General features: G+C 29.2%; 18 protein-coding genes. 17 read left to right on the forward strand and 1 reads right to left on the reverse strand.

Going from position 1 to position 20,660, the window contains the following annotated elements:
• The first annotated feature begins 112 nt into the window (after positions 1-112).
• Positions 113-1,441: an MATE family efflux transporter gene (locus tag FMAG_RS11375; RefSeq protein ID WP_005886828.1), complete on the forward strand. Its 1,329-nt coding sequence runs from the start codon at positions 113-115 to the stop codon at positions 1,439-1,441.
• Between the two features lie 36 nt (positions 1,442-1,477).
• Here the strand turns inward: FMAG_RS11375 and FMAG_RS11380 are convergent, their stop codons facing one another.
• On the reverse strand, positions 1,478-2,167 hold the full coding sequence (locus tag FMAG_RS11380; protein WP_005886830.1) for a GntR family transcriptional regulator: 690 nt from the start codon (positions 2,165-2,167) through the stop codon (positions 1,478-1,480).
• Between the two features lie 183 nt (positions 2,168-2,350).
• Between FMAG_RS11380 and FMAG_RS11385 the strand changes: the two genes are divergently transcribed.
• The 16 genes from FMAG_RS11385 to FMAG_RS11460 all read left to right on the forward strand — a co-directional run bounded on the left by FMAG_RS11385 (position 2,351) and on the right by FMAG_RS11460 (position 20,660).
• Positions 2,351-3,490 carry a glycoside hydrolase family 88/105 protein gene (locus tag FMAG_RS11385; protein ID WP_005886831.1) on the forward strand — a complete coding sequence of 380 codons (1,140 nt, stop codon included), beginning with the start codon at positions 2,351-2,353 and terminating at the stop codon, positions 3,488-3,490.
• The gene (locus FMAG_RS11390) at positions 3,480-4,358 is read left to right on the forward strand and encodes a carbohydrate ABC transporter permease (RefSeq protein ID WP_005886833.1); all 879 of its coding nucleotides are present in this window, start codon (positions 3,480-3,482) and stop codon (positions 4,356-4,358) included. The genes FMAG_RS11385 and FMAG_RS11390 overlap by 11 nt, the downstream gene beginning before the upstream one ends.
• Positions 4,359-4,362: 4 nt before the next feature.
• A complete protein-coding gene (locus FMAG_RS11395; RefSeq protein WP_005886836.1) occupies positions 4,363-5,292 on the forward strand; it encodes a carbohydrate ABC transporter permease in 930 nt (309 codons plus the stop codon).
• A 24-nt stretch (positions 5,293-5,316) separates the two neighbouring features.
• Complete coding sequence (locus FMAG_RS11400; RefSeq protein ID WP_005886838.1) at positions 5,317-6,855, forward strand: glycoside hydrolase family 28 protein; 1,539 nt, start codon at positions 5,317-5,319, stop codon at positions 6,853-6,855.
• Position 6,856: 1 nt separating this feature from the next.
• The gene (gene kduI / locus FMAG_RS11405; RefSeq protein ID WP_005886840.1) at positions 6,857-7,693 is read left to right on the forward strand and encodes a 5-dehydro-4-deoxy-D-glucuronate isomerase; all 837 of its coding nucleotides are present in this window, start codon (positions 6,857-6,859) and stop codon (positions 7,691-7,693) included.
• A gap of 34 nt (positions 7,694-7,727) precedes the next feature.
• Positions 7,728-8,501, forward strand: coding sequence for a 2-dehydro-3-deoxy-D-gluconate 5-dehydrogenase KduD (gene kduD, locus FMAG_RS11410; RefSeq protein WP_005886842.1), 774 nt, complete (start codon positions 7,728-7,730; stop codon positions 8,499-8,501).
• A 19-nt stretch (positions 8,502-8,520) separates the two neighbouring features.
• Complete coding sequence (locus FMAG_RS11415) at positions 8,521-9,486, forward strand: pectinesterase family protein (RefSeq protein WP_005886844.1); 966 nt, start codon at positions 8,521-8,523, stop codon at positions 9,484-9,486.
• A gap of 12 nt (positions 9,487-9,498) precedes the next feature.
• Entirely contained in the window at positions 9,499-10,443 is a 945-nt protein-coding gene (locus FMAG_RS11420; protein ID WP_005886846.1) for an alpha/beta hydrolase, read from the forward strand.
• 27 nt (positions 10,444-10,470) lie between these two features.
• Positions 10,471-11,907 (forward strand): tagaturonate reductase, encoded by a 1,437-nt coding sequence (locus tag FMAG_RS11425; RefSeq protein WP_005886848.1) that lies wholly within the window; start codon positions 10,471-10,473, stop codon positions 11,905-11,907.
• Entirely contained in the window at positions 11,907-13,397 is a 1,491-nt protein-coding gene (locus FMAG_RS11430; protein ID WP_005886850.1) for a UxaA family hydrolase, read from the forward strand. Before FMAG_RS11425 ends, FMAG_RS11430 begins: the two co-directional genes overlap by 1 nt.
• Before the next feature lie 16 nt (positions 13,398-13,413).
• Entirely contained in the window at positions 13,414-14,814 is a 1,401-nt protein-coding gene (uxaC, locus tag FMAG_RS11435) for a glucuronate isomerase (RefSeq protein WP_005886852.1), read from the forward strand.
• 214 nt (positions 14,815-15,028) lie between these two features.
• Positions 15,029-16,435 (forward strand): glucuronate isomerase, encoded by a 1,407-nt coding sequence (uxaC, locus tag FMAG_RS11440; protein ID WP_005886854.1) that lies wholly within the window; start codon positions 15,029-15,031, stop codon positions 16,433-16,435.
• Positions 16,436-16,469: 34 nt separating this feature from the next.
• Positions 16,470-17,519, forward strand: coding sequence for a mannonate dehydratase (uxuA, locus tag FMAG_RS11445; protein ID WP_005886856.1), 1,050 nt, complete (start codon positions 16,470-16,472; stop codon positions 17,517-17,519).
• 30 nt (positions 17,520-17,549) lie between these two features.
• Entirely contained in the window at positions 17,550-19,154 is a 1,605-nt protein-coding gene (locus tag FMAG_RS11450; RefSeq protein ID WP_005886859.1) for a mannitol dehydrogenase family protein, read from the forward strand.
• A 10-nt stretch (positions 19,155-19,164) separates the two neighbouring features.
• Complete coding sequence (locus FMAG_RS11455; RefSeq protein ID WP_005886861.1) at positions 19,165-20,181, forward strand: TRAP transporter substrate-binding protein; 1,017 nt, start codon at positions 19,165-19,167, stop codon at positions 20,179-20,181.
• The gene (locus FMAG_RS11460; RefSeq protein ID WP_005886863.1) at positions 20,181-20,660 is read left to right on the forward strand and encodes a TRAP transporter small permease; all 480 of its coding nucleotides are present in this window, start codon (positions 20,181-20,183) and stop codon (positions 20,658-20,660) included. Before FMAG_RS11455 ends, FMAG_RS11460 begins: the two co-directional genes overlap by 1 nt.

Consider the following 20,660-nt stretch of genomic DNA (forward strand, 5'->3'; position numbering starts at 1 on the left):
ATTGAAAAAATATGATTTAAGAAAAATAAAAAATTATTTAACTTGAAAAAATAAGAGTTTTGTGCTAGTATCGATAATTGTAAAAATTATTGTAAGTATAGGGGGATATTCTATGAATGATAAAGTGAAAACAAGTAGAAAAAAGTTATATTTAAGTATGATTAAGTTGGCAATCCCATTAATAATTTCTAACTTCTTACAAAATCTATATAATTTAGCAGATACTTATTATATGGGAAAATTAGGTGGGATAGAATTGGCAACTGCGTCATTTACAAGTCCAATAACTCAAATGATAATAGGGGCAGGAACAGGATTCTCATTGGGAGGAGGAGTAATACTAAGTCAAACTTTTGGAAGTAAGAATATAAAAAAATTGGTAGAGGTAAACACTCAGTTGATAGTAGTAAATATGGTTATTGCCATAATAATAACTGTACTTTCTTTTGGTTTTTGTGAAAAAATATTAGTTTTTTCTGGAGCAACAGGAGTGTTGTTAGAAAAAAGTAGTTTATATATCAAGTTTATATTTTTAACAATACCAATGACTTTTATTGTAACAGCTTATACTGTAATAAAAAATTCTAAAGGTAAGACAAGTGCTCCTCTGCATTTAATAACAGTATCAGTAATTTTAAATATAATTTTAAACTCATTTTTTATTTACAAAATGAATTTAGGTTTAAAAGGGATTGGAATAGCAACTGTTATAGCAAATCTATTACTATGTATCTATTGTTTAATTGATTTAAGTATAAAAAGGGAGATAGCTAGGGAATATTTAAAATTTAATAAAGATATTTTTAAAAAAATTCTAAGATTAGGTTTTCCAAGTTCATTAACAACAACAACTAACTCTTTAAGTTTTATTTTAATTAATATTTTTGTTGTGAAATATGGAAATGATGTATTAGCAGCTTATGGAGTAGGAAATAGAATAAATAATATTATATATGTGTTAGTTAATGGAATAGGAAGTTCAGTAGCTATTCTTGTAGGACATAGTATAGGAGCTGGAAAAATAAAGGAGATAAGAGAAATATTGCTTGCTGGTATAAAAATAGGTCTTATAGTAGGAATTGTATCAGTGATTTTTCTTTATTGGAATTTAGATATAGCAGTTGGTATTTTAACAAGTGATGAAATGATAAAATACCATTCAATAAACTATTTGAAAATTATGTTAATAAGTGTAATTCCGTGGGTTATATTTCAAGTTTTAGCTGGAGTTTTTCAAGGAACAGGGCATACTACTTTCAATATGTATTGTCATGTAGGAAGAATTTGGATTTTTAGGGTTCCTTTTATATATTTTTTAGAGAGAATTTTGGAGTTGAAAGAGTATTCTATTTGGTATTCTATGCTCCTTAGTAATTTATGTGCATTATTATTTTCAATTTTTTTGTATAGAAAGATAGATTGGAAAAGAAGAGAGGATTAGAAGAGAAAGGGGAAAAATTAATTCCCCTTAAATTTTTTAAATTTTAAAATAATCTGGATGTTTTTCAATTAGGTAATCAATTTTATTTTTAAAATTTGAAAGATGCAAGTCAATCATTTCATCAACCTTATCAATTTCCTTATTTTTTATGATATCAATAATAGTTTTATGTTGTTCTAGTGTAGGGATAAGATTTGTTTTTTCAATAGCATCCAAAAATCTAACTCTATCATAATGAGTACTCAATGGTTGGATAGACTCCCAAACTTTTTCCTTTTGAACCTCTTTGTATATTATTTTATGAAACTCATTATCTAAGAAAAATAACTCCGAATGATCCTCTTCAATTTGAGAAATTATATTTTGAAATTTTAAATTTTTTTCTAATTCTTTTATAGCTGCTTCAGAAAAATTTTTAGTAGCTAGTTTTAAAACTTCCTTTTCTAAAATTTTTCTCATAAAGTATGCTTCCTCAACAATTTTTAAATCTATCAAAGAAACAAAGGAACCTTTTTGAGGATAAACATCCATAAGACGCTCCTCAGATAATCTAACAATAGATTCACGAATAGGAGTTCTACTAACTTTTAAAAATTCACGAATATCAGCTTCACTAATACCAGTTCCAGGTTTTATATTTAAAGTCATGATATTCATTTTAAGAACCCGATAGATATAATGTTTTGTATTTTCACCAAATTGACGATTTATTTTTATCAATTCCATTTTAATCACCTCATAAAAATAATTATAGCAAACTTTTTTAAATAAGTAAAATCTAAAAATAAAATACATGAATTCCTATAAAAATACAAAAAAAACTAAAAATAAATAAAAAATACTTGACTTATTCAAAAAAATAGACTAGGATACTAGTGTAATAAGCTGAAAAATATCAGGAGGGTTTTTATGAGTTTTTTAAAAGAAAAATGTGAAAAGTATGTGGCAGAATATTTGAATAACTATGAGCCATATAAAGGAAAATGGTGCTATGAAGATGGATGTTTACTTCAAGGAGCAATGTTGTTATACAAAGCAACTAATGAGGAAAGATATTTAAAATTTATTCTAGCTTATTTAAATGAATTTATAGGAGAGAATGGAGAAATAAAAGGTTATTCAAAAGAGGAATATAATATTGATAATATAAATGCTGGAAAGGTTTTGTTTGATATTTATAAAATTACCAAAGAAGAAAAATATAAAAAAGCAATAGAAATATTGTATAATCAAATCTTAACACATCCAAGAGTAGAGCAAGGAAATTTTTGGCATAAAAAAAGATATGAAAATCAAGTTTGGCTTGATGGAATGTATATGGTAGAACCATTTTATATGAGATATGAAACAGAATTTAATGGTAAGAAAAATTATTATGATATCTACAAGCACTTTACAAATGTGAGAGAAAATATGTTTAATGAGGATAAACAACTTCATTACCATGGATGGGATACAGCTAAAAAACTTGAATGGGCAGATAAGCAAACAGGACTTTCAAAAAACTTTTGGTTAAGAGCAATAGGTTGGCATTTGATGGCAATGGTAGATACTCTTGAATATATGTCAGAAGAGATATTTGATGAATATAGAGGATTACAAATTTTATTTAAAGAAGCTATTAATGGAGTTGTAAAATACCAAGATGAGCAAAGTAAAATGTGGTATCAAGTTGTAGATAAAATGGAAGAGAAAGGAAACTATTTAGAAACTTCAGGAACTTTAATGATAGTTTATGCAATGATGAAAGGTGCAAGATTAGGATATTTAAATGAAAAATATTCTACAATAGGTTATGAAGCTTTTAAAGGAGTTTGTGAAAAATATTTACATGAAGATGAGGAAGAAGGAAAATTAGCATTAGGTGGAATTTGTTTAGTTGCAGGACTAGGAAATTTCAATGGACAGGTTAGAGATGGAAGTTATGAATATTATTTATCAGAACCAGTTGTTAATGATGATGTAAAAGGTTCTGGAATATTCTTAATGGCTTATAGTGAAGTAAAGTTTTTAGAAAAAGAGAAGGAGGAAAATTGTAATGAAAAATAGAAAAATTACTGGTTATTTATTTATAGCACCATGGATAATTGGATTTTTAGTATTTACAGCATATCCATTTATATCATCACTATGGTTGAGTTTTACAAATTATAATTTATTAAGTGCACCTAAGTTTGTAGGAATAGATAACTATATAAAGTTATTTAATGATCCATTGTTTATAAAAACTTTAATGAATACATTGAAGTATGTTTTTATAACAGTGCCAGTTAAGTTAGCATTTGCTCTATTTATAGCTAATATTTTAAATTATAAGTTAAAAGGAATAAATTTCTTTAGAACAGCTTACTATATTCCTTCTATCTTAGGGGGAAGTGTTGCAATAGCTGTGTTATGGAGATTTTTATTTTCTGACCAAGGATTGATTAACATTATAATAGGTTATTTAGGAATAGAACCAATATCTTGGTTAGGAGATCCTAAATATGCTCTATTTACAGTAAGTTTATTAAGAGCGTGGCAATTTGGTTCAGCAATGGTTATATTCTTAGCAGCTTTAAAAAATATTCCAGAAGATTTATATGAGTCAGCAAGAATTGAAGGTGCATCTAAGACAATGCAATTTTTACATATAACAATTCCAATGATTTCACCAGTAATATTTTTTAACTTTATTATGCAGTTAATTCAAGCTTTCCAAGAGTTCAATGGGCCATATATTATCACTGGTGGAGGACCATTAAATTCTACAAAATTATTACCTTTACTTATTTATGATAATGCGTTTAACTATTATCAAATGGGGTATGCATCAGCAATTTCATGGGTACTATTTGTAATAATTATGGTATTTACTGTATTTTCTTTTAGAAGTCAAAAATATTGGGTACACTATTCAGATAACGGAGAGGAGTAAAAAGATGGCAAATACAAAAGTTGAATTTTTAGATGAAAAAGCTATTGAAGAGTTAAAAAGAAAGAATTTAGAGAGAAATAGAAAGAGAAAAATTATAAATGGAATAAAAGCTGGAATAAGATATGGAATCTTAGTTATAGTAGGAGTAGCTATGTTATATCCATTAATTTGGTTATTGGGAGCTTCATTTAAAACAAATGCAGATATATTTACAAGTATAGGATTTATTCCAAAAGGATTTAAATTTGATTTTACTGGATATGTAAATGGATGGAAAACATCAACTGAATATACTTTTGCAACTTATTTTATGAATACTTTTAAAATAGTAGTTCCTAAGGTTATTTTAACAATAATCTCTGCTGTATTAACAGCATATGGATTTTCAAGATTTAAATTTCCTGGGAAAAAAGTTTTGTTTAGTATTTTAATTTCAACATTACTATTACCAAATGTAGTGCTTAGAATACCACAATTTTTAATGTATAAAAACTTTGGTTGGTTAGATTCATACCTACCTCTATTTGTACCAGCAGCATTTGCAACAGATACTTTCTTTGTATTCATGCTAATACAATTTATAAGAGGATTACCAAAAGAAATAGAAGAAGCAGCGTGTGTAGATGGATGTAATTCATTGCAAACATTGATTTATATAATGGTTCCAATGTTAAAACCAGCGATAATTTCAGTTGCACTTTTCCAATTTATGTGGACAATGAATGATTTTATGGGACCATTGATTTATCTGTCAAGTGTTGAAAAATATCCAGTTGCATTAGCATTAAAAATGTCTATGGACGTAAGTAGTAATGTTAACTGGAATCAAATATTAGCAATGTCAATTATTGGATTAACACCATCATTAATTATATTCTTTGGAGCACAAAAACACTTTGTGGATGGTATTTCAGCTGGTGGAGTAAAAGGATAGAAAAAATAATTAAGGAGAAAAATTATGGAAATTAATATTTTGTTAGTTACTTCAAGAAGTGTATCTTTCCAATTGGAGACTCATGAAAATTTTTTCTTAGATGAAAAAGTTATTTTAAAATATAATGCTAAAAAGATTGAATTAACAAAAGTTGTAAATACAATCTATGATTTAGAACCAGACACAGAATATTTTTTGATATTTGAAAAGAATGAGGAAAAAATATCAGAGATAAAAGTTAAGACTGAAATTGAGAGTTTTACATTGAATGTAAAAAGATTTGGAGCAAAAGGAGATGGAGTATCAAATGATACTCTAGCTCTTCAGACTGCAATAATGTCTTGTCCAGAAAATGGAAGAGTATATATACCAAAGGGAAAATATTTGATAACTTCACTATTTTTAAAAGATAATCTAACAATAGAGTTAGGAGAAGGAGCTGAACTTTTAGGAGATACTAAAAGAGAAAATTTTGGAATTTTACCAGGATTAATAGATAATGATAAAAATGAGGAGTATTATTTAGGTAGTTGGGAAGGAAATCCCTTGGATAGTTTTACATCTCTAATAACAGGTATCAATGTAAAAAATGTAAGAATCATAGGTAGAGGGTGTTTAAATGGACAAGCTAGTAAAGAGAATTGGTGGAAAAATCCTAAAGTAAAGAATATAGCTTGGAGACCAAGAAGTATATTCTTAAATAGTTGTGAAAATGTAGTAATAGAGGGAATAAAAATTATGAATTCTCCTTCATGGACTATACATCCATTTTTAACAAATAATTTAAGATTTATTAATCTAAAAATAGAAAATCCAGCAGATTCTCCTAATACTGATGGAATAGACCCAGAATCATGTGAAAATGTGGAGTATATAGGAATAGACTTCTCAGTTGGAGATGACTGTATAGCTATAAAATCTGGTAAATTATACTTAGGAAAAGTGTTAAATAAGCCTTCAAAGAATTTTATAATAAAAAATTGTTCAATGAAGTATGGACATGGAGGAGTAGTTATTGGAAGTGAAATGTCTGGAGGAGTAGAGAATATAAATATAGAAAAATGTGATTTTTATAAAACGGATAAAGGAATAAGAATAAAGACTAGACGTGGAAGAGGAGAAAATGGAGTAATAGATGGAATCTATGTAAAAAATATAAGTATGAAAGAAGTTAAAGTTCCATTTGTATTTAATAGTTTTTATTTTTGTGATCCAGATGGAAAAACTGAGTATGTGTATACCAAAGAAAAACTTCCAGTGGATGAAAGAACTCCAAGTATAAAAAATATAAGTTTTGAAAATATTAAAGCTGAAGACACATTAGTATGTGCTGGATTTTTATATGGATTACCAGAAAAACCTATTGAAAATGTAAAATTTAAAAATGTAGAAGTTGATTTTAAAGATGGTGAAGTAACACCAGAATATCCAGCTATGATGTCATTTATAGATGAAGAAGCTAAAACGGGATTTTTTATTGAAAATGTAGAAAATATCAGTTTTGATAATTTAATAGTAAAGAATAATATTGGTGAAAAAATAAGAATGAAAGGAAGAAAATAAAATGAGATTAGATGTAAGATATGCAAATCATCCAGAGGATTCAAAACACTATACAACAGAAGAGTTAAGAAAGCATTACTTAATAGAAAAGGTATTTATAGAAGATGAGGTAAACTTAGTTTATTCTCATGTAGATAGAGTAATAGCTGGAGGAATAACTCCAGTAAAAGAGAGTTTAAAATTAGAAGGGTGCAAAGAACTTGGTTCAGAATATTTCTTAGAGAGAAGAGAGCTAGGAGTAATAAATATTGGTGGAAATGGTAAGATTACTATTGATGGAAAAGTTTATGAAGTAAAATCAAGAGAGGGATTATATGTAGGAATGGGATCAAAAGAGTTGATCTTTACTTCTGATGATGAAAAAAATCCAGCTAAGTTCTATATAAATTCATCTCCAGCACATAAAACTTATCCAACAGTAATGATAGATTTAGAAAAAGCTAATAAGGTACACTTAGGAGATTTAGAAAACTCAAATAAGAGAACGATATATCAATATGTACATCCAGCAGTATGCCAATCATGTCAATTAGTGATGGGAATGACAATGTTAGAACCAAATAATATGTGGAATACAATGCCTTGTCATACACATGAGAGAAGAATGGAAGTTTATCTATATTTTGATATGACAGAGGATAGCAAAGTATTTCATCTGATGGGAGAGCCAAATGAAACAAGACACATAGTGATGGGAAATGAGCAAGCAGTGATATCTCCATCATGGTCTATTCATTCTGGAGTGGGAACTAGAAACTATACATTTATCTGGGGAATGGCTGGAGAAAATCAAACATTTACAGATATGGACCATGTGGCAATGAATGATTTAAGATAAGAGATTAAAAATAGAGAGAGTTGAAGGAGGAAAAATGTTAAATAATTTTAGTATGGATTTCTTTTCTTTAAAAGGGAAAGTGGCAATAGTAACAGGAGGAAATACAGGATTAGGACAAGCTTATGTTGTAGCACTAGCAAAAGCAGGAGCAGATCTATTTGTAGTAACTTATGATAGAGCTTGGGATGAAACAAGAGCTATGGTAGAAGCTGAAGGAAGAAAGATAGAGTTTTTCCAAGCAGACTTAACAGACAGAGCTCAAATAGATAAAGTAATAGAAGCTTGTGTAGAGAAATTTGGAAAGATAGATATATTAGTAAATAACGCAGGAACAATAAGAAGAGCACCATTATTAGAGTACAAAGATGAAGATTGGAAAGCGGTAATGGATATCAACTTAAATTCAGTATACTTCTTAAGTCAAGCGGCAGCCAAAGTAATGGTAGGACAAGGTTCAGGAAAGATAATCAACATAGCATCAATGTTATCATTCCAAGGGGGAAAATTTGTACCACCATATACAGCAAGTAAGCATGGAGTAGCAGGAATAACAAAAGCCTTTGCAAATGAGTTAGCAGCACACAATATTCAAATCAATGCGATAGCACCTGGATATATCAAGACAGCAAATACAGCACCGATAAGAGCAGATGAGAAGAGAAATGCTGAGATACTAAGTAGAATACCAGCAAATAGATGGGCAGATCCATTTGATTTAATGGGAGCAGTAGTATTTTTAGCAAGTAAAGCATCAGACTATGTAAACGGACACATCTTAGCAGTAGATGGAGGATGGTTAGTAAGATAATTTGTTTAGAGGTGGGATTATGTATAAAAAAGTTATATTGGGATTATTTTTTATTGTAAATTTTATAATGTGGGGTAGAGAAAATATGTTTCAATTAGATGATACAATGTCAATTCAAAAAATAATTAATTCGATAGATTCAAAGGAAAGAACAGTAATTTATTTGAAAAATGGAATATATAAAGAGAAGTTGTATATCAACAAACCCAATATAAAACTTTTAGGAGAAAGTAAAAATGGTGTAATAATTGAGTGGGATGATGCATCAGATACAATAAAAAGAGATGGGTCTCAAGAAACTTATGGAACAGCAGGAAGTGCTAGTGTAACTATTTTTCCAGAAGCGGTAGGATTTCAAGCAGAAAATATAACATTTTTAAATAGTTTTGACTATAATAGAAGTAATTTCAAGAATAAACAAGCGGTAGCATTAAAAAATGATGCAGATATGTCTGAATTTAGAAATTGTAATTTTTTAGGGAATCAAGATACATTGTATGCTAATACAGGTAGGCAGTATTATTTTGAGTGTTATATAGAAGGGCATGTTGATTTTATATTTGGAGCAGCACAAGCTTATTTTGAAAAGTGTGAAATATTCTCAAAAGATAAAAAAGATGAGAAAGTTAATGGTTATGTAACTGCTGCTTCAACTAAGGAAACAGAAGAGTTAGGATTTATTTTTAATGCTTGTAATTTTGTAAGTGATGCTAAAGCAAATACTGTATATTTAGGAAGACCTTGGCATCCAGGAAAAAGACCAGGACATAATCCTAGTGTAATAATAATGAATTCAGATTTAGGAAAACATATTAATAATGAAGGATGGACAGTTATGTCTGGCTTTTTACCAGAAGATGCAAGATTTTATGAGTATTCTAATACTGGGATAGGAGCTAAAGAAAATATAAAAAGAAGAGTTTTATCAAAAGAGGAAGCTCAAAAAATAACTAAAGAAAAATTATTTAAAGATTGGAAGGTTTAAAGGAGAAAAGTTATGAGAAAAAAACTTTTATTTCTTAACTTAATTATCAGTATGCTAGTACAAGCTAAATTACATACAGGAGATACTTTTCAAATATGGGAAGGTGTGGCTCCAGGAAGTGAAAAAGTTGAAATCAAAGAAGAAATTTTAGAGAGAAGTAAGGATCCTAAAATAAAAGATAGAGCGGCTATAAATATAAAAATTCCTACAATTACAGCATATGTTCCTAAAAATCCAAATGGAGTTGGTATTTTAGTAATTCCAGGTGGAGGATATGAAAGAGTTGTGCTAGATAAAGAAGCAGAAGAGCTATCTCCTTGGCTGAATGGAGAGGGAGTAACATATTTTGTATTAAGGTATAGACTTCCTAAAAATGATCATGAGAATAAAGAGGTAGTTCCACTTCAGGATGCTCAAAGAGCTATGAGAGTAATAAGAAATTATAGTGAAGAGTGGGGGCTAAATCAAGAAAAAATAGGAGTTATGGGATTTTCAGCAGGAGGACATGTAGCTAGTTCATTAGCTAATAAGTATGATGAAAAAGTTTATAAAAATACAGACAAGATAGATGAGATAAGTGCTAGACCTGATTTTCAAATTTTAGGTTATCCTGTTATAACTATGACAGAGCCTTATGCACATAAGGGTTCAAGAAAATATCTTCTAGGGAAAAATCCAAGTATAGAGTTGGTAGAAAAATTTTCAGTGGAGAAGAATGTTCATGAAAAGACACCTATAGCTTTTATTATGCATGCGACAGATGATAAATCAGTTCCAGTAGAAAATTCTTTAAAATATTATCAAAGTTTGAGAGAGAAAAAAGTACCAGTAGAACTTCACTTATATCAAGATGGTGGGCATGGATACTCTATTAGAGGAACGACTGGAAAATCAGTAGCTAATTGGACTGATGTAGTGATGAATTGGTTAAAAGCTAATAAAATAATAGAAAGATAAATAAGAGATTAAGTGAGGGGAAATAAAATGTTAAGTAGAAAAGAGTTAAATTTACCAAAATACCCAGAAAAAATAATTCAATTTGGAGAGGGAAATTTTTTAAGAAGTTTTGTAGATTGGCAATTAGATATTATAAATAAAAATACAGATTTAAATGCTGGTATAGCAGTGGTGAGACCGATAGATTATGATACAGTACCATTACTAAATATTCAAGATGGACTATATACTTCAATAATTAGAGGTATCAATGAAAAGGGAGAGGTAGTAAAAGATTATAGAATTATCTCTTCAATAAATAGGGAGATTCCAGTGTATAAAGAGTTTGATGAATATTTAAAATTAGCTCATAATCCAGAGATGAGATTTATAATTTCAAATACAACAGAAGCTGGAATAGTTTATAGTGATGAGGATAAATATGATGATAGACCACAAAATACATTCCCAGCTAAATTAACAAGACTTTTACATGAAAGATTTAAAGTTTTTAATGGAGAGGTAAATAAAGGATTTATCTTAATGCCTTGTGAACTTATAGATTATAATGGAGAAGAATTAAAGAAAATTGTTTTAAAATATGCTGATCTATGGAATCTAGAGGAAGAGTTCAAAAATTGGTTGGTAACTGGAAATATCTGGTGTTCTACATTGGTAGATAGAATAGTAACAGGATATCCAAGAGCAGAAAAAGATGAGTTAGTAAAAGAATTAGGATATGAAGATAAATTTATGACAACAGGAGAGTATTTTTACCTATTTGTTATTCAAGGACCAAAGGATATTTTAACAAAAGAGTTAAGATTGGATAAAGTAAATCTAAATATCTTAATTGTAAATGATTTAAAACCATATAAGATGAGAAAAGTTGGAATTTTAAATGGAGCTCATACAGCTATGGTTCCAGTAGCTTATCTTTATGGAATAGATACAGTAAGAGAAGCGATGGAAAATAGTGATGTAAGAACATTTATAGAGAAAGCTATTGATGAAGAGATTATTCCAGCATTGGATATGGATAAAAAAGAATTGGTAGAATTTAAGGAAGCTGTAATAAAAAGATTTCAAAATCCATATGTAAAACATATGTTGATGGATATCTCTTTAAACTCAATGTCAAAGTATAAATCAAGAATTTTACCACAAGTACTAGAGACATATAGAAGAACTGGAAAACTACCAAAAAGATTACTTTTTTCACTAGCTGCTTTAATAAGATTTTATAAGGGAGTTAGAGAAAATGGGAATGTAATAAATTTAAGAGATGATAAACATCATTTGGAAATGTATCAAGAGTTATGGAAAACAAATAACTACAGAAAAATAGTTGAGCATGTGTTAGGATTGGAAAAACATTGGGATATCAATCTAAATACAATAGAGGGAATGACAGATTTAGTAACTCACTATGTAGAAAAAATAGATAAATATGGAGTAAAAAAAGCTCTGGAAGAGGTAAAATAATGAAAGAGTTTATAAAGATAAATTCTAAGGATAATGTAATAATTGTCCTTAGAGATTATAGGAAAGATGAAATTATAAAAATAGATGGGAAAGAGATAAAAATTCTTCAAGATACAATGAAGGGACATAAGATAGCTCTTGAAAATATATCTAAGGGAGAAAATATTTTAAAATATGGAATGCCAATAGGATATGCTCTTGAAGATATAAAAGTTGGAGAGTGGGTACATACTCATAATATAAGAACCAACTTAAAAGATTTAAGTACCTATGAATACACTCCAGAATTTGAAAAGGAATTATCTTCATCAAATAAAAGAAAAGTAAAGGTATACAGAAGAAAAAATGGAGATGTTGGAATAAGAAATGAACTATGGATAGTTCCAACAGTAGGATGTGTAAATGGAATAGCTAATTTGATAAAAGAAGCATTCTTAAAAGAAATAGGAGATTTAAAAGTTGATGGTATAAATGTATTGACACATAACTATGGATGTTCACAATTAGGAGAGGACCATATCAATACTAGAACTATTCTTCAAAATACAGTAAAACATCCTAATGCAGGTGGAGTTTTAGTGTTAGGACTAGGTTGTGAAAATAATCAAGTTTCTGAATTTATAAAAACTTTTGGAGAGTATGATGAGGAGAGAGTAAAATTTTTAATCTCTCAAGATGTAGAGGATGAAATAGAGAGTGGAAAAGGAATTTTAAAATCTCTATATGAAAAAATGCTAGAGGATAAGAGAGAAGAGGGAGAGTTAGGAGAGATAAATTTTGGACTTGAATGTGGTGGTTCAGATGGACTTTCTGGAATAACTGCTAATCCTATGCTTGGACATTTCTCAGACTATGTAATATTTCAAGGAGGAACAAGTGTTTTAACAGAGGTTCCAGAAATGTTTGGGGCAGAAACATTACTTATGAAGAGATGTAAAAATAAGGAAGTTTTTGAAAAATGTGTAGATTTAATAAATGACTTTAAAGAATATTTTATAAAACATGATCAAGAAATATATGAAAATCCATCTCCTGGAAATAAAAAAGGTGGAATTACAACTCTTGAAGATAAATCTTTAGGTTGTACACAAAAATCTGGAACATCAAAAGTAATAGATGTTTTAAAATATGGAGAGGTTTTAAGAGAGAAAGGATTAAATCTTTTATCAGCACCTGGGAATGATTTAGTAGCTACTACAGCTTTAGCAGCAGCTAAATGTCATATTGTACTGTTTACAACAGGGAGAGGAAATCCTTATGGTGGATATGTACCAACAGTAAAGATTTCAACTAATAGTGAATTATATAATAGAAAGAGAAAATGGATAGACTTTGATGCTGGAAGATTGGTATCAGAAGATATCAGCATGGAAGACTTAACAGAGGAATTTATTGAGTATATTATTGAAGTTATAAATGGAGAAAAAACTAATAATGAAAAAAATAAATTTCAAGAGATAGCTATATTTAAATCTGGGGTAACATTATAAATGGAGATGAGAAGTAATGAAACAATTTATGTGTGAGGATTTTTTATTAAACACAGAAACAGCTAAAAAATTATATCATGATTATGCAAAAAATATGCCTATATATGACTTTCACTGTCATTTAAATCCAAAAGAGATATTTGAAAATAAAAAATATAAAAATATCTCAGAGATATGGTTAGGAGGAGATCATTACAAATGGAGAGCTATGAGAAGTAATGGTGTATCTGAAGATTATATAACTGGAGATAAAAGTGATAAAGAAAAATTTGTAAAATGGGCAGAAACTATGGATGAGTGTTACGGAAACCCATTATTCCATTGGACTCATTTAGAGTTAAAAAGATTCTTTGGAATAGATACTATACTTTCAAAGGAAACAGCAGAAGAGATTTGGGAAAAGACAAATGAAAAATTATCAACAGACGAGTTTACAGCTAGAGAATTAATAAAAAGAGCTAATGTAAAAACTTTATGTACAACAGATGACCCAATAGATTCTTTAGAATATCATATAGGAATAAAAAATGACAAAACTTTTGATGTGGAAGTAAGACCAACTTTTAGACCTGATAAAGGTGTGAGAATAGATAAAGAAGATTATATGCCATGGTTAAATAAATTAGAAGAGTTACATGGAAAGAAGATAGAGTCATTATCTGAATTTAAAAAAGCTTTACTTGAAAGAATAGAGTTTTTCCATGAAGTAGGATGTAGAATATCTGACCATGCTCTTGACCCAGTAGTTTTTGAAATGGGAACAGAGGAAGAGGCAGATAGAATATTTAAAAAGAAAATTTCTGGAGAAGAGTTAACGGAAAGAGAAGTAAAAATTTATAAAACGAATATATTACTTTTCTTAGGAAGAGAATACAATAAAAAAGGTTGGGTAATGCAATATCATATAGGATGTATAAGAAATAATTCAACTAGAATGTATAAAAAATTAGGACCAGATACAGGGTTTGATGCTATTGCAGATGAAACTTTTGTACTTGCTCTTTCAAGAATATTAGATACATTAGATGATACTGATGAGTTGCCAAAAACTATTTTATATAATTTAAATCCTAGAGAAAACGAAACTTTAGGAACCTTAATTGGATGTTTCCAAGGTGGAGGAATATCAGGAAAAATTCAATTAGGTTCTGGTTGGTGGTTCTTAGATCAAAAAGATGGAATGATAAAACAGATGACAGCATTAGCAAATTTAGGATTGCTTTCGAGATTTGTAGGAATGTTAACTGACTCAAGAAGTTTCTTGTCATATACAAGACATGAATATTTTAGAAGAATTTTATGTAACTTACTAGGAGATTGGGTAGAAAACGGAGAATTACCTAATGATATAAATAAATTAGGGAAAATGGTAGAAAATATTTGTTACAATAATGTTAATAACTATATTATAAAATAATTGAAATATGAACTTACCTTAAAATGAGATGGAGTAAAATCTATCTCATTTTTTATTAGAAAAATAATGATACTAATTTCTAACTTAGAACACTGTTTTATATAAATACATTTAATTATTTTTTAGAAAAAATAGCAAAAAAACTATTGACTTTTTTTAAATTTCAAGTTATTATTCTAGTATACAAGTATAAAATTAAAAGAGGAGGTTAAAAATGATAAGTTTTATGAACGAAGATTTTTTACTAAAAAATGAAGTGAGTAAAAAATTATATCATGAATATGCAAAAGATATGCCTATCTTTGATTACCATTGTCATTTGAACCCAAAAGAGATAGCAGAAAATAAAGGATATGATAACTTAACACAAATATGGCTATATGGAGATCACTATAAGTGGAGAGCCATGAGAAGTAATGGAATAGATGAAAAATATATTACAGGAGATGCCAGTGATTATGAGAAATTTCTAGCTTTTGTTGAGACAATAGAGTATTGTTTTGGAAATCCACTATATCATTGGTCACATTTAGAGTTAAAAAGATTCTTTGGAATAGATGAAGTAATAAATAGAAAAAATGCAGAAGTTATTTGGAATAAAGCAAATGAGCTTTTAAGAACACCAGAGTTTACAACTAAAAATTTAATAAAGAGAGCTAATGTAACAGCACTTTGTACAACAGATGATCCAATTGATTCTCTAGAGTACCATTTAGAGATAGCTCAAGATAAAGAGTTTGGAGTAAAAGTATTACCTACATATAGACCAGATAAGGCTATGGGAATAGAAAAAACTGGATATGTAGAGTATGTAGGAAAATTAGCTGAAGTAAGTGGAATAGCCATAAACTCTTTTAGAACTTTTGTAGAAGCATTAAAAGAAAGAGTTAAATTTTTCGTGGAGAGAGGTTGCTTAGTTACAGATTTAAGTTTAGAGGAACCATTTTTCAAAATAGTAAATGAAGAGGAAATAGAAAGAATTTTCCAAAAAGCTTTAACTGGAGCAGAGTTAACAGCAGAAGAGAGAGAAGCTTATAAAACAATGCTATTTGTAGAGTTAGGAAGAGAATATAAAAAATATGATTTAGGAATGCAAATTCATATGGGAGCTCTAAGAAATAATAATAGTAGAATGTTTGATAAATTAGGAGCAGATATAGGAATGGACTCAATAGCAGATAATAATTATGCTAAGTCATTATCATCTCTATTAAATGAGTTAGAAAAAACAGGAGAGCTACCTAAGACAATTCTTTACTGTTTAAATCCTAAGGATAATGAAGTGCTAGGAACTATGATAGGAAACTTCCAATGTGGAGAGATGCCAGGTAAGATGCAATTTGGTTCTGGTTGGTGGTTCTTAGATCAAAAAGATGGAATGATAAAACAGATGATAGCACTAGCAAACTTAGGATTACTTAGAAGATTTGTAGGAATGTTAACTGACTCAAGAAGTTTTATCTCTTACACAAGACATGAGTACTTTAGAAGAATTATGTGTAATCTAATTGGTACTTGGGTAGAAGAGGGAGAAGTTCCATTTGATGAAGAGATTTTAAAAGCTATGGTACAAGAGATTTGTTACTTAAATGCTAAAAATTATTTTAAATTAAAAATATAGAAATTAAAAATATATAGATTTTAAGGAGGAGTAAATGAAATTATCATTTAGATGGTATGGAGACTCAGACCCAGTAAGTCTTCAATACATAAAACAAATACCTACTATGCATAGTATAGTTACAGCTATCTATGATGTACCAGTAGGACAAGTATGGGAAATGGACAAGATATTAGCTCTTAAAGAGAAGGTTGAAAAAGCTGGATTAAAATTTGAGGTAATAGAGAGTGTTCCTGTACATGAAGATATAAAATTAGGATTACCTACAAGAGAGGTATATATTGAGAACTATAAGAAAAATATAGAAAACTTAGCAAAAGCTGGAGTAAAAGTAATATGTTATAACTTCATGCCTGTATTTGACTGGACAAGATCTCAATTAGATAAAGAGTTAGAAGATGGTTCGACAGCACTAGTTTACTACAAAGACCAAGTGGATAAGTTAGATCCATTAAATAGTGAATTATCTCTACCAGGATGGGATTCAAGCTATACAAAAGAGGAGATGGCAGATTTATTTGCTAAATATAAAGCATTAGGAGAAGAGGGATTATGGGAAAATTTAAAATATTTCCTTGAGCAAATAATTCCAGTAGCAGAGCTTAATGATATTAAAATGGCTATACACCCAGATGATCCACCTTGGCCAATATTTGGATTACCGAGAATTATCACTAAAGAGGAAAATTTAGATAGATTTTTAAAATTAGTTGATAGCAAATACAATGGACTTACACTATGTACAGGTTCATTAGGATGTGCAAACTTCAATGACATGCCAAAATTAGTAGATAAATATAGTGCTATGGGAAGAATCCATTTCATGCATGTAAGAAATGTTAAGTTATTAAATGATGGAGTAAGCTTTGAAGAGTCAGCTCATTACTCTGGTTGTGGTTCATTAGATATAGTTGAGATAATGAGAGTGTTACATAAAAATGGATTTGATGGATACTTAAGACCAGACCACGGAAGAATGATTTGGGGAGAGACTGGAAAACCAGGATATGGATTATATGATAGAGCTTTAGGAGCAAGTTATATAACTGGAATTTGGGAAACTTTAACTAAATTAGGAAAATAGTAAAATGTATAGGATATTCAGGAGGATAAAATGAAATTAAACTTAAATGAGATGAAAAATATAAAAAATATAAGTGAAGTAGTGACTCCTGCATATGATATAGAAACTGTAAAAGAAAATACAATGAAGGCACCAAAGTGGTTACACTTTGGTGCTGGAAATATTTTCAGAGCTTATGTTGGGAAGATGCAACAAAATCTTTTAAATAAAGGGCTTGAAAATACAGGGATTATCGTTGCAGAAAGTTTTGATACAGAGATTATAGATAAAGTGTATAAGCCACATGATAATTTAACTTTATCAGTAATTCTATCAAAGGATGGAAATTTTTCAACTGAGGTTATAGCTAGTATAGTTGAATCTTTAAAAGCTGACACAGATAAAGATACTTTAAAAGAGATAGTAAAAGCTCCAACTCTTCAAATGATCAGTTTTACAATTACTGAAAAAGGATATAACTTAAAAACTCCAAATGGAGAATATATGAAAGTTATAGAAGAGGATTTCCAAAACTCTCCAGAAGAAGCAAAACATATAATGAGTATAGTAACTAACTTACTATATGTTAGATTTAAAGCTGGAGCAACTCCAATTGCTTTAGTAAGCATGGATAACTGTGCTGGAAATGGAGATAGAGTAAGAGCAGCTGTTCTTGATATAGCAGAGCATTGGGTAGAAAAAGGATATGTAGAAAAAGAGTTCTTGGCTTATGTATCAGATGAAAAAAAAGTAGCTTATCCTATTTCAATGATAGATAAAATTACTCCAAGACCTGCAGAAGTAGTAAAAGAGCACCTAGAAAAATTAGGTTTTGAAGATATGAATATAGTAGTTACTTCTAAAAATACTTATACAGGAGCTTTTGTAAATGCTGAAGCACCAGAGTATTTTGTAGTAGAAGATAAATTCCCTAATGGAAGACCAGAATTAGAAAAATCAGAAGCTGGAGTATATGTAACAGATAGAGAGACAGTAGAAAAAACAGAGAGAATGAAAGTTACAACTTGTTTAAACCCATTACATACTACACTAGCTGTATACGGTTGTCTATTAAATGAAAAAACAATATTTGATGCAGTATCTAATCCATATTTAAATAAATTAATAAAAAATATAGGATATGGAGAGGCATTAAAAGTTGTAGATGACCCAAAAATATTAAGTCCAAAAGCATTTATAGATGAAGTTATCAATGAGAGATTTGCTAATAAATTTATACCAGACCAACCTGAGAGGATAGCAACAGATACATCTCAAAAAGTAGGAATAAGATTTGGAGAGACTATAAAAGCATATTTAGCAAGTGATGAATTAAATGTAGAAGATATTAGATATATACCACTTGTATATGCTGGATGGTTTAGATATTTATTAGGAATTGATGATAATGGAAATGAAAGAAGTATTAGTCCAGATCCTATGTTAGATATGTTAAAAGAAAAAATGGCAGGAATAGAGTTTGGAAAACCTGAAACTTATAAGGGGCAACTAAGAGAAATCTTAAAAAATAGGATGATATTTGGAGTGGATTTAGAAGAAGTAGGAATGGCTGACAGAGTAGAAAAATATTTTGTAGAGATGTTGGCTGGAAAAGATGCAGTAGTAAATACATTAAAAAAATATTTAGGAGAATAGAGGAGGAAAGATGAAAAAGTTTTTAAATCTATTACTAATAGTAACTTGTTTATTTATTCTTGGAGCTTGTGGAAAAGGAGATAATAGAAGAATTATTAGGATATCTCATAACCAAGCACAGGACCATCCTACAAATATAGGATTATTAGCATTTGAAGAGTTTATAGAAAGTAAACTTGGAGATAAGTATGATGTACAAGTATTCCCTAATGAATTACTAGGTTCACAAGTAAATACAGTTGAGTTAACACAAACAGGAGCAATAGATTTTGCTGTAGCAAGTAATGCTATATTAGAAAGTTTTGATAATATCTATCAAATATTTAACTTACCATATCTGTTTGATAGCCCAGAACATTACCATGCTGTAATGGATAATGCAGAATTGATAGAGCCTATTTTTACATCTACTGAAAAATCAGGATTTGAAGCAGTTACTTGGTTAGATGCAGGAACTAGAAACTTTTATACAGTAAAAAAACCTATTAATACACCTGATGATTTAAAAGGATTAAAAATTAGAGTACAACAAAGTGCTTCAAATATAAGAATGATGGAATTATTTGGAGGAGCAGCAACTCCTATGGGATTTGGAGAAGTTTATACAGCTTTACAACAAAGCGTAATAGATGGAGCAGAAAATAATGAGTTAGCTATAACAAGTAATAAACATGGAGAGGTAGCTAAGTATTATTCATATAATATGCACCAAATGGTTCCAGATATTTTAATAGGAAACTTAAAATTCTTAAATGGACTTTCTCCAGAAGAGAGAGAAATATTTAATGAAGGATTTAGATTGATATCAAAAGTTCAAAGAGAAGCTTGGACAGAATCAGTTGAGAAAGCTAAAGCACAAGCTCAAAATGATATGAATGTGCAATTTATCTATCCAGATGTAGCTCTATTTAAAGAGAGAGTTTTACCATTACATGGAGAGGTATTAGAAGCAACTCCTAAATTAAAACCTATTTATGATAAAATTCAAGAGATAGGAAAACAAATAAAAGAGGGAGGGAATAACTAATGAATAATTTAAGAAATGCCCTTGATAAAATAATTATTGGAATATGTGTAATCTTATTTATGTTTATGACAGTGGTAGGAACTTATCAAATAACTTCAAGATATGTATTAAAAGATCCAAGTACAATATCTGAAGAATTAATATCTTATTCTTTTGCTTGGATGTCAATGTTTGCAGCTTCTTATGTATTTGGAAAAAGAGATCATATGCGTATGGTATTTTTCGTAGAAAGATATTCTAAAAAAATTCAATTGAATATTGCTATTTTATCAGAGATAGTAGTTTTATTATTCGCTTTTGGAGTATTAGTATGTGGAGGAAAAGCTATAACTACATTAACTATGACTCAAATTTCTCCAGCTCTTAGAGTATCAATGGGATATGTATATTCTGTACTTCCAACTTGTGGAGTAATTACTTCAATATACTCTATTTTAAATATAGTAGATTTATTAAAAAAAGTTAAAGAGGAGGCATAG

Source organism: Fusobacterium mortiferum ATCC 9817 (assembly GCF_000158195.2).
GTDB classification, from domain to species: domain Bacteria; phylum Fusobacteriota; class Fusobacteriia; order Fusobacteriales; family Fusobacteriaceae; genus Fusobacterium_A; species Fusobacterium_A mortiferum.

What these genes read in the sequence shown, in the direction of transcription:
- uxaC (WP_005886852.1), top strand. Translation starts at nt 13,414, where the DNA reads ATGAAACAATTTATGTGTGAGGATTTTTTATTAAACACAGAAACAGCT.
- uxaC (WP_005886854.1), top strand. Translation starts at nt 15,029, where the DNA reads ATGATAAGTTTTATGAACGAAGATTTTTTACTAAAAAATGAAGTGAGT.
- kduI (WP_005886840.1), top strand. Translation starts at nt 6,857, where the DNA reads ATGAGATTAGATGTAAGATATGCAAATCATCCAGAGGATTCAAAACAC.
- FMAG_RS11375 (WP_005886828.1), top strand. Translation starts at nt 113, where the DNA reads ATGAATGATAAAGTGAAAACAAGTAGAAAAAAGTTATATTTAAGTATG.
- FMAG_RS11450 (WP_005886859.1), top strand. Translation starts at nt 17,550, where the DNA reads ATGAAATTAAACTTAAATGAGATGAAAAATATAAAAAATATAAGTGAA.
- FMAG_RS11390 (WP_005886833.1), top strand. Translation starts at nt 3,480, where the DNA reads ATGAAAAATAGAAAAATTACTGGTTATTTATTTATAGCACCATGGATA.
- FMAG_RS11430 (WP_005886850.1), top strand. Translation starts at nt 11,907, where the DNA reads ATGAAAGAGTTTATAAAGATAAATTCTAAGGATAATGTAATAATTGTC.
- kduD (WP_005886842.1), top strand. Translation starts at nt 7,728, where the DNA reads ATGTTAAATAATTTTAGTATGGATTTCTTTTCTTTAAAAGGGAAAGTG.
- FMAG_RS11455 (WP_005886861.1), top strand. Translation starts at nt 19,165, where the DNA reads ATGAAAAAGTTTTTAAATCTATTACTAATAGTAACTTGTTTATTTATT.
- FMAG_RS11460 (WP_005886863.1), top strand. Translation starts at nt 20,181, where the DNA reads ATGAATAATTTAAGAAATGCCCTTGATAAAATAATTATTGGAATATGT.
- FMAG_RS11425 (WP_005886848.1), top strand. Translation starts at nt 10,471, where the DNA reads ATGTTAAGTAGAAAAGAGTTAAATTTACCAAAATACCCAGAAAAAATA.
- FMAG_RS11380 (WP_005886830.1), bottom strand. Translation starts at nt 2,167, where the DNA reads ATGGAATTGATAAAAATAAATCGTCAATTTGGTGAAAATACAAAACAT.
- FMAG_RS11420 (WP_005886846.1), top strand. Translation starts at nt 9,499, where the DNA reads ATGAGAAAAAAACTTTTATTTCTTAACTTAATTATCAGTATGCTAGTA.
- FMAG_RS11415 (WP_005886844.1), top strand. Translation starts at nt 8,521, where the DNA reads ATGTATAAAAAAGTTATATTGGGATTATTTTTTATTGTAAATTTTATA.
- FMAG_RS11400 (WP_005886838.1), top strand. Translation starts at nt 5,317, where the DNA reads ATGGAAATTAATATTTTGTTAGTTACTTCAAGAAGTGTATCTTTCCAA.
- FMAG_RS11395 (WP_005886836.1), top strand. Translation starts at nt 4,363, where the DNA reads ATGGCAAATACAAAAGTTGAATTTTTAGATGAAAAAGCTATTGAAGAG.
- uxuA (WP_005886856.1), top strand. Translation starts at nt 16,470, where the DNA reads ATGAAATTATCATTTAGATGGTATGGAGACTCAGACCCAGTAAGTCTT.
- FMAG_RS11385 (WP_005886831.1), top strand. Translation starts at nt 2,351, where the DNA reads ATGAGTTTTTTAAAAGAAAAATGTGAAAAGTATGTGGCAGAATATTTG.